We start from the raw sequence: 13,983 nt of genomic DNA, 5'->3' as shown, positions 1-13,983 counted from the left end.
ACAGATATATAACACATTTACTGGCTATAGCCCTAGAAACTCCATTACTTATGTCACGTTTTATAACAAACCAATTGCCATAAGCAGGATGACTATGTATGATTAAATAACTAGTTTCAATTTATTCCTTATTATCCCTTTTACAAACAGACGTTGCAGAAAGGATGGGGTGTACTCTTGATTGAATTTAGGGGTGTCCAGAAGCATTTCGGTCATTTTCATGTCCTCAAGGATATCCATCTTCACATCGAAGAAGGAGAGGTCGTCGTCATTATCGGACCTTCCGGCTCCGGCAAAAGCACGTTACTCCGCTGTATTAACCGCCTGGAGACCATTACCGAAGGTGAACTTGTCGTCAGTGGGATCCCTCTACATCAGAAAAAGGTGGATATTAACCTCTTCCGCCGTGACATCGGCATGGTATTTCAACACTTCAATCTCTATCCTCACAAAAAAGTCATCGATAACATTACCCTTGCACCGATGAAGGTGCGCAAACAACCCAAAGAACAGGCAGCCGCAACGGCAATGAAGTATCTGACCCGAGTGGGCATTGCTGACAAAGCAGACAGTTATCCCTCCCAGTTGTCCGGTGGACAGCAACAACGGGTAGCCATCGCCAGAGGACTCGCCATGGAGCCCAAAATCATGCTTTTTGATGAACCTACCTCTGCACTTGATCCCGAGATGATCGGAGAAGTCCTCGATGTTATGCGTTCCCTTGCCCATAATGGCATGACCATGGTCGTCGTTACTCATGAGATGGGATTCGCCCGTGAAGTTGCGGACCGGGTCATCTTCATGGACGAAGGCCGAATTGTAGAAGAGGCCACCGCCGCTGAATTTTTTGACAACCCCAGAGAAGAACGAGCACAGCAATTCCTGAGCCGTCTGATTCATCATTGAGAATAATCCAATATTCCATTTTGAAAGGGGTCTTTATTCATGAAGAAATTATTGAAATGGCCATCATTTATGCTTGTCCTCATTCTCTCGCTGGTATTGTCAGGTTGTAGTACAGGCGAGGAGAGTAGCAGCAGTGGCGGTTCTGGCGGGGATGCTGAAGCCAAAGGAACAATCGAGCAGATTAAAGAGCGCGGCAAACTCATTGCCGGTGTGAAATATGATACAAAGCTGTTCGGATTGAAAGATCCCGCAAGTGGTAACGTTGAGGGGTTCGATATTGATATCGCCAAAGCACTCGCCAAACAGATCCTTGGAGATGAAACGAAAGTCGAGTTGAAAGAGGTCACTTCCAAGACGCGCATTCCCATGCTGCAAAACGGAGACATCGACATCATTATCGCCACGATGACGATTACGGATGAGCGTAAGGAACAGGTGGATTTCAGTGATGTTTACTTCGAGGCAGGCCAATCCCTGCTGGTGAAAAACGACAGTGCCATTACCGGCCTGGAAAGCCTTAGCGGGGTGAAAGTGCTCGCAGTGAAAGGCTCCACCTCCGCTCAGAACATTCGCGAGAAAGCCCCGGATGCCGAGGTGCTTGAATTCGATAACTATCAGGATGCGTTCACCGCTCTCAAAGCCGGTAAAGGTGAAGCGCTGACCACGGATAACATCATCCTCATCGGCATGCAACAGACGGATAATAACTTCCAATTGGTTGGTGGCAATTTCACAAGCGAACCTTATGGTATGGCCATTCGCAAAGGCGACACCGCCTTCGTGGAAGAAGTCAACACGCTGCTCAAAAGCATGAAAGACAGCGGGGAATATGACACATTGCATGAGAAATGGCTGGGCTCCAAGCCCGAGTAACCCGAATTAAGATGGGTACGCGGCGAATTCGTCTGCTAGATGCGATGCATGAGCAGACGTAATCGCCGTTTCTACATCTGGAGAACGGAGGCTTCGCCTATATGGGCACATTGGATTTTAGCGTACTGATGCGACACTCAGATCGTTTTCTGGAAGGATTCCTGAATACCATTCAAGTGAGCATTATAGCTCTGGTCGGCAGCTTTATCCTTGGCGCAATCCTGGCCATCTTTCGGATATCCCCTGTGAAACCACTGAACTGGATCGGTACGGCTTTTGTGGAATTTATCCGAAACATCCCTCTGCTGCTGGTTGTGTTTTTCTTCTATCTCGGACTGCCTGCACTCGGCATTTCTCTGGATGGATTTGTCTCTGGTACTCTGGGTCTGACCATCTACACCGCCGCTTTCATTGCCGAAGCGATCCGAGCAGGCATTCAGACTGTGCCGCGTGGACAGCTGGAAGCAGCAAGGTCTTCTGGCTTGTCCTATGTACAGGCCATGAACCTGATCATTCTGCCACAGGCCATCAAGATTGTGTTGCCGTCCATTGGCAACCAGTTTATCAACCTGGTCAAAAACTCATCCATTCTCGCCGTCGTTGCCGGGATGGATCTGATGTATTTTGCCGACTTGGTCAACTCGGATACGTTCCAGCCGCTAAGTGTGTACACCATTGTCGCGCTGTTCTATCTGGTGCTGACGCTACCACTCAGCTTCCTGGTGCATTATATGGAGCGCAGGTTCGGACAGAGCGATGCAGAGGCGCGTACCAAGGGTAAGCCGAAGAAGAACAAACCGGCGGGTCAGGTCACCATGTAACAGATCGGCCTGTACCTACAGTCCATGCTCCATCTATTGATCTTCGATATTCCATTCCTGCACACAGAAGGAGGCTAATAAAATATGGACTTTAGCGGGGCCTATGCGTGGCCCAACCTTCGTTTTCTGCTTCAAGGATTCCTGATCACCCTGCAGGTAGCAGGGCTATCCATTGTATTCAGCTTCGTGCTCGGAACTGTGTTGGGTACGGTGCGGTATACCCGCATCCCTATTCTGTCACAGATTGTGGCAGTGATCGTGGATACAATCCGGAATCTGCCGCTATTGCTCATCATTTTCTTCATCCACATCGTACTTCCGCAGCTCGGGATCAAAATGTCCGTCTTCTGGTCCACGGTCGTTGGACTGAGTCTGTTCGAAGGTGCGATGATCGCCGAGATCGTCCGTAGCGGTCTGAAGTCCGTTGAGCGCGGTCAGGTGGAAGCGGCCCGTTCCTCTGGCCTGAGCTACATGCAGACCCTCGGTGGCATCATCATGCCACAGGCGCTACGCCGCATGTCCCCGCCGATGGTCAGTCAGTTCATCTCACTGCTGAAGGATACTTCACTGGCGATCATCATCTCCCTGCCGGAGCTAATGCACAACGTGCAGATCCTTGGCGGTCAAAGTTTCGATTACATCATCCCGGCCCTGCTGCTCGCAGCCGTATTGTATTTTGTCATCAACTACGCGCTGTCCATTGTCGCAAGGCGACTTGAGGCACGGATGAATTAATGAAGCCTAACCCCTTTGCTCGCGAAAGCACACTAAAGTCCAGGTAAGCACATTCCCGTGCATACCTGGACTTTTTCGTATCACTCGGCGGCTTAACTTAACCACTTCCAATTACCGCTCCGTTGCGACGTAATTCCGTCTGAAGCAGTGATATCGGCAGTTCCACCGGATCAAGCTTCATCTTCACTGTTAGTGCAGCAGCTGTCCCTGCGGCCTCCCCGGTAGCCATACAACTTGGAGTCAGCCTTGTCGTTGCATGCGCCTCATGTGTGGTGGAGATGCAGCGTCCTGCCGCCAGCAGATTGCGAATATTGTGAGAAATCAGACAGCGGTACGGAATATCGTACGCCCCGTCTCCCTCTATAAAGGCAGCCACAACGCCTTGACCCGAAGGGTCATGGATATCAATCGGATAACCGCTTCTAGCAATTACATCGTCGAACTTCCGTCCAGCAACCACATCTGCCTGGGTCAAAGCGTAATGTCCAATGATCCGTCTCGATTCACGAATACCAATCTGCGGTGCTACTGCCGAGATCGAAGCCCGTTCGAACCCTGGGACATCATGCTGTAAAAACTCAGCGATCATCAGCACCTGTCTCCGTCCTTCCTGTTCAGCAGAGGTCAGATCCTCGGCATCTGTCGCATCAAGTCCCTGCACCCGGGTACAATTAATCAGCACTTCGTCCTCTGCCGGTCCGGTAAAAAAAAGCACCTGGTCGCGATTAATCGGCACACCTGCTTTTTTCCACTGGGAATAGAAACCACTCACCCCGGTTAACGGGATGCTGTCCAGTTCAGCAAAGGGGGTTTTCACATAGAAATCCTCCGGATGCTCCTGCATGTATTGTTTTACTCGTCCAAGATCCACACCACGCATACGAAATTTCATGGTCATCGGCTGCGACTGATGATCCCCGTCTCGTCCTTTTGCCACAGAAGCACCCGCAAGATAAGCCAGATCCGCATCCCCGCTTGTATCCACAAATACATTCGCATGGAACTCTTTTCGTCCAGACTTGTTTGTCACTCGTACCGCTTCCACCCGATCATCCCCAACAACCACTTCGTCCACAAAGCTGTGCAGTAACAGCCGGACACCAGCCTCCTGCAACATCTCTGCCGCAACCACCTGAAAGATGGCTGGATGGTACGGTGTGACGGTATGCACAAATCCGACTGTATCGCGCAGATGCCCCGGGGAGCCGCCACGTGCCTGCAAACGATCCACAATCTCCTGCGCAATACCTTTAATAACCTGCTCACCGCGCTCCGTATGGAAAGTCATCCAGGGATAGACCATAGCAGCGGTTGACATTCCTCCAACGAATCCATATCGCTCCACCAGCACTGTCCGTATACCCTGCCGTCCAGCCGCAATGGCTGCCGCTATCCCCGCAGGGCCCCCTCCCACAATAACGACATCTGCCTCTTCCTTTTTCATGCTCATCCGTTCACGCAAATGTTGTCCCTCCTTCCGTTCTATTGCACGTATTACACGGTTTACTCTTTCAGTCCCGTCATGGCGACCCCCTCAATGAAGCGCCGTTGTGCCAGGAAAAAAACAATTAACAGTGGCAAGGTTGCCATGACGGTGGCGCTCATCAGATATTGCCAGGCTGTACCCACTTCATCTGTAAACAGGGATAATCCAAGCGGCAGCGTCATTAGATCACGCGAGTTAATGAAGATTAACGGATCAAAAAACTCATTCCAGATGGTCACAAACGTGAAGATCGTCAGCGTAGCCATACCCGGCTTGGCAATGGGCAGCATAATTCGCGCATATATTCGGAATCGGTTGCAGCCGTCAATCATCGCCGCTTCCTCAAGCTCAGTTGGCACCGTAATGAAGAACTGCCGCATCACAAAGATGCCAAACACGCCCCCCGCACCAAAGATCGGCAGCAAAATTAACGGAAGATGGGTATCAATCCACCCCAGTTGCCGCATGAATAGAAACATCGGAATCGCTGTCACCTCATGGGGAATCATCATCGCACTCAGCAGGATGAGAAATACCACATTACGTCCCTTAAACGGAATTTTGGCGAATGCATAACCAGCGAGAGAGGCAAAGAATACTGTTCCCATCACAACCAATGCAGAAATGTAGATACTGTTCCAATAAAAACGGTGAAACGGAATCAATCGAAAGACATCGATGTAGTTCTGAAATCGGAATGTATCCGGTATCCACTGCGGTGGATAGGTAAATATACTCTGAGGCTCCTTGAATGACGTCGATATCATCCAGATAAATGGCACAATCATAATGAGCGAGATCAGGGTCAGCAACAAATACGTCCCCAGGGTACTTCCTATCTTCCGCCCCGAAGGACTAGGCATCGCCTTCATTGAATACCCACCTCTTTCGGAGCTGCCATTGCAGCAGTGTCAGAATCAGCACGATGAAGAACAGCACATACGCAAGAGCAGAAGCATAGCCGAACTGAAATAATTTGAATGCTTTTTCCCAGATATAATAAACCAATACCTTTGTACTGTTGCTCGGCCCGCCCTGTGTCATCACGTAGATCTGCCCGAATACTTTGAGTGAACCAATCACGGTCATGACTACTGTCAAAAATACGGTTGGCGTGATCATGGGCAGCGTGACGTGGAAGAAGGTTCCCCTTCTGCCCGCCCCGTCCAATGTTGCTGCTTCGTACAGTGAACGCGGTACCTGCTGAATCGCTGCAATGAACAGCACCATATTCAAACCTACATTTTTCAGCACACTCGTCACAATAACCGCCGGCATCGCCAGATCCTCATTGTAGAGCCAGGCCGGACCCTTGATGCCCGCCATCAATAGAAGCTGATTAATCAATCCCGACTCTGTCGCATACATCAGCTTCCACACGATGGCCCATACGATTAACGAGGTCATGACCGGAACAAAGATGGCGGTTCGGAAAATTCCGATGCCCCGCAGATTTCTGGATAATAGCAACGCGAGCAGCAGGGCGAGCACAATATTAAGCGGCACCAGCCCCGCTGTGAAATAAACCGTATTGGCGAGCACTTTCCAGAACATGGCGTCTGTAATAATATTCCGGTAATTATCCAATCCAATAAAATGATGATCCCCCAGCAGCGGCCAATCGGTCAGGCTCATGTATAACGCCAAACCCATGGGAAACAGCAGCAGCAGGGTAAACCCGAGCACCATCGGGGACACAAACAGCCACCCCGCGATCTGGGCCTCTCTGGCGAGAGGCCCCCTTCTTTTGCGCTTGCGTGGATAGGTCACAATCAGGCCCCCCTTTATTAGACTTCTCCCCTGAAGCTGGGGTTGTTCTGGCATCGGAGTCGCAAGTGTACATATTCTTTAGTTCAACTTATATAGTCTGGACGGTTCAGACTGTCGATCGCATTGCGGAACGAGTTCACGGCCCTTCGCAGCTGTTCCTCGGTGTTACCTGTTACGACCGCTCCAATCATAATTGCTTTAACCCCCGTATCGCGCAGCACCCGAACATCCTCCGGTACCAGCTTTCGCTGGGAAGGAACTAATACCGGAACCTGGGCTTGCAAGACCAGACGGCGATACTTAAGCACATCCGCGAAGCTCAGCGGTGTACCATATTCCTTTCCGGGTACAATGGATGCCTCCAGAGCGGTGAAGCCGAAGTGCGTTGCCGATGTTACGAGGGAAGCATCATATTCCTCATTGATCGCAAACGTTGGGTCCAGCCCCAAGTCATTCAACATGAAGGAAGGCAAGTGATGTGCATAGATGGAATAGAAATCAAAGCCCAGCCCCCCAAGACGCTCTACATCCTCCCTTCGTGCTCCATCTATACTGCCAGAAGGTACGACCCCAAGCGGACCACCAAATTCGGCACGAATCGCCCGAAACACCTCGGCATAGCTGTCCAATGGGCCAAAGTGATTCCCGCTGGCGCGATGACCGACATTATAATGCACCTTCAGTGCATCAGCACCCTCTTCCATGGCTGCCCGGGCCAAGGATAGATCGTTCTCAGGTAGGCTGACCACCAGCGACAGCGGTTTCCGCTCAAGTAATTCTTTGAATTTACCCATCATTCTCACCTCCAGTTTCGATCGAAAATTAGGGTTGCAGCACACTTTGGATCTCTTCCTGCATTTGTTTCAGGTTATCCTCAGCTGTCGCTGTACGGGCAAACAGTCGGTCAAATCCCTGTAATACCGCATTGTCGATATCCTGCCAACGGATATGACCGGGAATTAAGCGCGCTTTCGGCATTTCATCAATGACCGCCTGCACGATATGCTCTTTGCTCGGGTTATTCGGCTGAAGAATGAATGCATCTGAGTTCAGAACAGAGGTACGCGGAGGTACAAAGTAGGTGGCTGTCGCCTGAATACCCTGCTCACTGGCAAAATACTTCAACAGCTTCTTCGTTTCCTCTGGATGTTTGCTGTCGTTGAACATGGCATATCCGGCCTGCCCCAGCATCGGCACACTGCCTTGAGAGCCGGAAGGCATAGGAGCGATGCTCCATTCAAAATCCGTAATCTCCCTTGTTTTTGAAACATAGCTGTAATTATCAAAGAACATGCCCACATTACCTGCATCGAAGCTGACCTGCTCGCCCGCCTTCGGGTGTGATTCATCGGTAAACATCATGCGCTCCAGTAATTTTAAGGTCTGTACACCATAGGCATCGTTCCAGGTGAACGTTGTCATGCCTTCGTCGAATGGACCGCTTCCATTGGACCAAGAGTAGGAGGAAAGCACCGCCCAGGTCTTCCAGTCGCGAAAAAAGTTGGCGCCATAGACTCGGTTGCTCGCATCCTTGCTGGTAATGGCTTTGGCCGACTCTTCGAACTGTTCCCATGTCCATTGTCCTTGAGTGGCAAGTGTGTTTGGATCAGTCAGGCCGACCTTGTCGAACAGCGTTTTATTGTAAAACATGACCACCGGAGGTGTAGAAAAAGGTAGCCCCAGCAGTTGATCGCCATCACGGAACAAATCCAATGTACTTGGAATATAATCATCCAGCTTAAACTGTGCATCATCCTTGAACTCGGATACATCGGCCAGAATGTGGTTGGACTTGAATTGTGGTACCATTCGCTCCGATACCCAGGCAAGATCGGGAAGAGAGCCTCCGGCGGCAAGCACCGAAATTTTTTGCTGGTATTCTGCGAAAGGTACGGATTCCATCGTTACCTTGATGCCTGGATTTTCCTGCGTGAAGTCATTGATCAGCTTGTTGTACACATCCATATGCGCCTGATTGCCCCACATCATGAACTTCAGCTCGACCTCTTCATTCTCCCCGCCTGCACTGCCAGATTCACTGCTGGAATTGGAGCTTGCGCACGCGATTGAAGCCATCATCATGAGTACAAGCATCAGTATCAGTCCTGCTTTTTTCATGGAAATCCCCCTTATGGACGTCGTGGTATACATGTGCAACCAAAGTATAACGAAAGCATCGTCCCCTCTTAAATCACGTCAAATACAGAAATGGTATGGTTTTTCAAGAGATACTGAATCGGTCTCGATATTCTCCTGCGGTCCATCCCACCTGCTGCTTGAACACCAACATGAAGTGTTTGGGGCTCTGATGCCCGGATAACCGTGCCACATCATAGATTTTGAGACCCGTGTTGATCAACAGCCACTTGGCCCGCTCCATACGTGCCACAGCGATGTATTCCGAATAGTTGGTTCCCGTTTCATTCTTGAACAGCTGACTTAAATAGGTGGGATTCAGGTTAACAAGTGCTGCTACCGTCTGAAGCCGCAGATCCCCGTCGGGATGCTGCTTGATGTGCTCTTTCACATCTCGGATAATCTTCCGCATATCTCCTCCAGCGTGCTCAGCCTTCCCGGATGGCTCCGTGATCAAAAGGGTTGAAATTCCGTACCTTCGATCCAGCAGCAATTGCATTTTTTGTATACATAATGCCAGTTCATGACGTTCGATCGGCTTCAGCAGGTAGTTTAACACCCCGTACTCCATCGCTCTGCGTGCATATTCAAACTCACCGTAGCCGCTGATGATGAGCATCAGCAGTTCAGGGTACATATCTCTTGCTTTCGATACTAATGTCAATCCGTCCATTTCACGCATGCGAATATCCGTGATTAACACATCCGGCACTTCACACCTCAGAAAATCCAGTGCCTCGGTTCCGCTCGCAGCTTCACCCGTTACCTTGAACTGAGGAGACACTTGTACAATCAGCTCTCTCAGTCCTTGACGGATGACCGTCTCATCCTCTACAAGCAATACTTTGTACATACGCTTCATTCCCCTTTCGGTAGAAGTTGAATGGATATCGTGACTACCAGACCCTGCCCGGGACTTCCATCGATGCTTAGGCTGCCGCTTTCTCCATATATGAGGCGAAGCCTTTGGGCGATATTGTTGAGTCCCAGACTATCACCGGCATGGCAACGTAATGCCTCATGGGCAGGCTGTCTGGAGATGGCTTCGTTTAACTCATCCATCTCTGCCTGAGCCATACCCTTACCGTTGTCTCGCACGCTAATCAGCAGTTCGTGGTCGAATTTCAAGGCAGATATCCAGATCATTCCCCCATCTTCCTGCCCTTCAATGCCATGGTAGACTGCATTCTCCACCAGCGGTTGCAGCATCAGCTTGGGAATCAAACATTCCGTTACTGCTTCATCAATGTCATAGATGACCTCTAACTTGCCATCGTAACGTACCTGTTGAATGCGTACATAGGATTGTACAAAAGCCAGTTCTTCCCCAAGGGGAACCATCCGGTCCACCTTATCAATCGTATAGCGCAGCAGCTTGCCAAGCGCCGTCACCATGTCCGATACCTCAGCATGCTTCTGGCGAATGGCCATCATGTTAATGGACTCCAGCGTGTTGTATATAAAATGGGGATTCATCTGGCTTTGTAACGCTGACAACTCTGCCTCCCGCTCTTGAATGCCCAGCAGAAACACCTCATTGAACAGTCGATGAATCTCTTCCATCATTCGGTTAAATCCCCGGCTAATCTGTCCGAATTCATCACTGCTGAAGTGTGCTACACGCTGGCTGAAATCTCCCTGCTCCACCCGAATCATGTGGTGCTTCAGTCGAATCAGTGGCCGGGTGATACGATAAGATAACAGAACCGCCAGAATCGCTATACCCGCCATACACAACACTGCGAACCATATTGTAAAGGTGAGCATCTCACCCGACTCCTTTTGAATCACGGCAATAGGTGTAAGACTGATCACCGAAAGCCCGGAATAACTGGAATGGTGTTGTACGTAGAGATAGGGCTGCCCATCCAGAACAACTTTTTGGTTTCCTGCATAGCTTTGAAGCTGTCCATGCATTAGCAACTGGTCGTACGCAGACATTCCTCCGGTTGAGGTCCGTTCGAACAGAAGACGCTGCTTGCTATCTACAATCATCAGGCTTGCATCTTGCTCATAATTCAGATTGGATAACAACTGCCCGAAGGCCTCCAGACGGATGTCAATCAGAATGTAACCCAATCGCTGGAGCGTGCCCGGATCTCGAAGCACTCTGCCCACTGATATATACGATTCTTGCTGACCGCCCGTGTAATAGCCGGGTTCATGCGGAGGAAGCAGGCGCCATGTCCCTTCCGAGTCTTCAAGCTCTGCAAACCAGTCATCCTGCCTGCTGTCCCATACCGGCTTGACCGCCAGCGAATCGAGATTGGAGAACAGAATGCCGCTGTTGCTGATCAGATGTATTCCCCGAATCTCGGGCCTGTCATAAGCTTGACCCGATGTGTACAGCTTCATTTTCAGATAATCCTCAGACCTCGCCCATGCACCCGACCCCATTGAAGCGTTGTATTTGCCCAGAATGCCAAGCACCATCTGATCGTAAAGCGGCAAGAGCGACAACCGCTCAAAGTCCTTCAGCAACCGATTCAGATTGGCGTTAATCTGGCGAACCAGTTCAATGGTGAACTGCTCGGTCTTGCGATCCATCGTCTGCGAGAAATGCTTGTAGTTCATCATTCCCTGCAAACTTAGCGGCAACAACGTCAGCGCCAGGAACAACAGGAGCAACTTGGTGCGCAGGTTTACGTTTTTCCCAAAATAACTGTGTACCTTGTCCATCATTTCCGTTCATCCCTCCCTCTCCCGATCATTGTATGAGCCCCCTTCACAGATCAATCTGGATATAACTGGGGTCATCATATCCAGTTTTAATGATCATCCGCTATCCTGCCAATCCTGGAATTGGTACGGAATTTCAAGTTATACGCATTGGTTTCAGGGTGAACGCAAAAAAAGCCGACTGTATCGCTACAGTCGACTACGCTATTTCTATAGAACACTAATTAGACAAAAAAACCGACTGCATTATGCAATCGGTTGTCTGTTCCTGAGATGGCTTTTATATTTGAATCGATTATATTCATTAATAAGCTCGTCCAGTACCATGGACTGTCGGAGGACTTTGTTGTCCTGCATGCCATGATTCTCCGCCAAACGACTCAACTCTTGCCTGTTCCGTTCGATTTTATCTGTGATCTGTACCGGTTCACTCACAGCATGCACCCCCTCTTTGTATAACATTTTAGGATACATTGCCAAAAAATTCATATTATATTCCTTTGCAGAATAAAATGTTTATTTACATAAGTTTTCAAAGAAATTCAGCCTTTTTCATACTTATATGTTGAACTAAAAATTAAATTGTAAATAAGAAAAAAAGTATTCGGGACCCGAATACTTTTTACTTATTTACTTCGTAATGAATTTGCTAAATACAACAGTAACATCCCTACAAATATCAATAATATTCCTTCAATTTTATACGACCAAATCTCTGAGTTTATGAAACTACCAAAGATATCAGACGTATCAGACTTAACATTTTGGTATTCTGCAAAAACCAACATAGCTTTGTCCATACCCCAATCAGTACTTTGAGCAATAAACTGAAATCCAATAACAAATAATACAAATGAACAGATAAGGGCTAATAAGGAAATCATTTTACTTTTCAAATTTAAATTCTCCTTTGATAATACAATATTAGAAATAGAAACCTAAAAACTCAATTAAAGTAAATATCATCTCAGTCTATTCCATGTTACGTATAATCTCAGCAGATTCTATTTTCCACGTGATATTATTGCGAGTCATCCTAAAAATTAGAGCGCCCGATTTGATATCCGTGATTTGATTTATGTCGTCATAAATAATGATCTCGAAACTGGCAAGCACTTCCTTTGAATTTGAATTACTATTAATTGTTTTATAAGTGACACTAGGTCTGTGGAGATTATTAATAGTATGATAATTCAGGAATTGAATCACAGAATCAGGATAGGTGTAAGACGTGCTCTCATTCTTAAAAAAATGGGACAGATCATGTTCTATCACTCGCTCGGGTGATTTGAATACATATACTCCTCCAATCCCCCCTATTAAAATAGCCAGTGAAAGAGCCAATAGAATAATCGTTTTTTTTCTGACCATGTGGCTGCCTCCTAAAGCATAAAATAAGTATATTTATTTGTAGGTGTGTGTTTTGATAAAAGATATCTAATGTTAAATTTTTCATTATAAAGTGTTTAAAAAATCAAGCCTATAATGGAAATAATTATGTTTAAAAAGCTTAACACAGATAACATTGTCTGTGTTAAGCTTTAAATTATTTTGAGTATATTAATAAGACATTTTCCCTTTAGTTTTCCAATCATTTCTATAACCTTCGGATTTAAATATGTCTTTAGCAGGAGTAGAACGATTAGGTTCAACTCTATATTGATGTTGTGCGATCTCGATAATATCTTTATTACTATAGAAATAAGTTGAATAAACCCAATTTATAGGAAGGTAACCAAACGAGTCGGGAAGATAGTAAGTTGTAGCCGCATTCTTAATACTACCATTGCTATTGTATGTTACTGCTTCATGTTTCCAGTACCATTCTTGTTGGTAGGTTTCAAAATAACTTTTAAAAGAGCCGTTGCGGTAAACCTGACCCGTTTTCTTTGCTAATCTAAAATAGCCAGTTGCATCACCACTACCCTGTAATCCTTTAAGCAAATCATTTTGTAATTCCCCTACAAAAAAACCAACAACGTAATTAGAAATAAGTTTTCCTGATAACAGTGAAAAATACTTTTCATAAGACTTAGCTGCTAAATTAGAGCGTAGATTTTTTTTAACCGAGTCAAATTTTGTTTGTTCGACTATAGGCTCAAAAGATGTGACAATTCGTACGTCTCCCTCATCATTTCTTTCTGCGAAAGGAGTGACATTATCATTCCCAGATTTTTTTAAGTTTGCGATTTGTTTTTTCAAGAAATTTGCATCATTCGTATTCTTATAGCTGAGCTTGTAGTAATCATAGATATATTTTGTCCCATCAGAGGCAGTTTCTTCTTCTGTTTTGTATAAAGTCATATCGTCAACGATATTCCCAAGATATTCAGTATTTATTTTTTCTGGAATAACAATATTGAATTTATTATAATTTTCTATTACTTGATCATCAGAAAGTTCACCGATAAATACACCTGGTTCAACTTCTTTGATCTTATTTTCATTTGCAGAAGCGGATACAGTTAGTGATGGAACCAAAAGAACAAATATGAGTAATGTCGAAATAAAACCTTTAATTTTCTTCATTGTACAACCTCCATGTAGTTTAAAATATTAATCCCAAATAGTAAGTCT

General features: G+C 47.1%; 15 protein-coding genes. 4 read left to right on the top strand and 11 right to left on the bottom strand.

The annotated features are described in order from the left end of the window. Positions 1 to 177: 177 nt before the first annotated feature. From M1D71_RS02030 to M1D71_RS02015, 4 genes are all read left to right on the top strand, one after another. Entirely contained in the window at positions 178 to 906 is a 729-nt protein-coding gene (locus M1D71_RS02030) for an amino acid ABC transporter ATP-binding protein (protein ID WP_421893485.1), read from the top strand. A gap of 39 nt (positions 907 to 945) precedes the next feature. Next, a complete protein-coding gene (locus M1D71_RS02025) occupies positions 946 to 1,779 on the top strand; it encodes a transporter substrate-binding domain-containing protein (RefSeq protein WP_145325711.1) in 834 nt (277 codons plus the stop codon). 101 nt (positions 1,780 to 1,880) lie between these two features. Further along, complete coding sequence (locus M1D71_RS02020) at positions 1,881 to 2,600, top strand: amino acid ABC transporter permease (protein ID WP_458125033.1); 720 nt, start codon at positions 1,881 to 1,883, stop codon at positions 2,598 to 2,600. 84 nt (positions 2,601 to 2,684) lie between these two features. Then, positions 2,685 to 3,335 carry an amino acid ABC transporter permease gene (locus M1D71_RS02015; RefSeq protein ID WP_458125032.1) on the top strand — a complete coding sequence of 217 codons (651 nt, stop codon included), beginning with the start codon at positions 2,685 to 2,687 and terminating at the stop codon, positions 3,333 to 3,335. Positions 3,336 to 3,432: 97 nt separating this feature from the next. On the opposite strand, the gene M1D71_RS02010 is transcribed toward M1D71_RS02015, so the two are convergent. The 11 genes from M1D71_RS02010 to M1D71_RS01960 form a co-directional block, all read right to left on the bottom strand. Then, positions 3,433 to 4,779: an FAD-dependent oxidoreductase gene (locus M1D71_RS02010; RefSeq protein ID WP_458127135.1), complete on the bottom strand. Its 1,347-nt coding sequence runs from the start codon at positions 4,777 to 4,779 to the stop codon at positions 3,433 to 3,435. 59 nt (positions 4,780 to 4,838) lie between these two features. Continuing rightward, entirely contained in the window at positions 4,839 to 5,693 is an 855-nt protein-coding gene (locus tag M1D71_RS02005) for a carbohydrate ABC transporter permease (protein WP_458125031.1), read from the bottom strand. Then, the gene (locus M1D71_RS02000; protein WP_458125030.1) at positions 5,677 to 6,591 is read right to left on the bottom strand and encodes a carbohydrate ABC transporter permease; all 915 of its coding nucleotides are present in this window, start codon (positions 6,589 to 6,591) and stop codon (positions 5,677 to 5,679) included. The genes M1D71_RS02005 and M1D71_RS02000 overlap by 17 nt, the downstream gene beginning before the upstream one ends. A gap of 83 nt (positions 6,592 to 6,674) precedes the next feature. Next, positions 6,675 to 7,388, bottom strand: coding sequence for a hypothetical protein (locus M1D71_RS01995; protein ID WP_458125029.1), 714 nt, complete (start codon positions 7,386 to 7,388; stop codon positions 6,675 to 6,677). 25 nt (positions 7,389 to 7,413) lie between these two features. Continuing rightward, complete coding sequence (locus M1D71_RS01990) at positions 7,414 to 8,709, bottom strand: ABC transporter substrate-binding protein (protein WP_458125028.1); 1,296 nt, start codon at positions 8,707 to 8,709, stop codon at positions 7,414 to 7,416. A 103-nt stretch (positions 8,710 to 8,812) separates the two neighbouring features. After that, entirely contained in the window at positions 8,813 to 9,580 is a 768-nt protein-coding gene (locus M1D71_RS01985) for a response regulator transcription factor (RefSeq protein ID WP_458125027.1), read from the bottom strand. A gap of 5 nt (positions 9,581 to 9,585) precedes the next feature. Beyond that, positions 9,586 to 11,409: a sensor histidine kinase gene (locus M1D71_RS01980; protein WP_458125026.1), complete on the bottom strand. Its 1,824-nt coding sequence runs from the start codon at positions 11,407 to 11,409 to the stop codon at positions 9,586 to 9,588. A 243-nt stretch (positions 11,410 to 11,652) separates the two neighbouring features. Continuing rightward, entirely contained in the window at positions 11,653 to 11,841 is a 189-nt protein-coding gene (locus M1D71_RS01975) for an aspartyl-phosphate phosphatase Spo0E family protein (protein WP_036616818.1), read from the bottom strand. Positions 11,842 to 12,032: 191 nt separating this feature from the next. Next, entirely contained in the window at positions 12,033 to 12,302 is a 270-nt protein-coding gene (locus M1D71_RS01970; protein WP_458125025.1) for a hypothetical protein, read from the bottom strand. 76 nt (positions 12,303 to 12,378) lie between these two features. After that, positions 12,379 to 12,777, bottom strand: a complete 399-nt coding sequence (locus M1D71_RS01965) for a hypothetical protein (protein WP_458125024.1) — start codon at positions 12,775 to 12,777, stop codon at positions 12,379 to 12,381. A gap of 189 nt (positions 12,778 to 12,966) precedes the next feature. Further along, a complete protein-coding gene (locus M1D71_RS01960) occupies positions 12,967 to 13,935 on the bottom strand; it encodes a hypothetical protein (RefSeq protein ID WP_458125023.1) in 969 nt (322 codons plus the stop codon). Positions 13,936 to 13,983 lie beyond the last annotated feature (48 nt).

The sequence above is a fragment of the Paenibacillus sp. Z3-2 genome (assembly GCF_054161325.1).
This window is presented reverse-complemented; position numbering and strand designations above follow the sequence as displayed.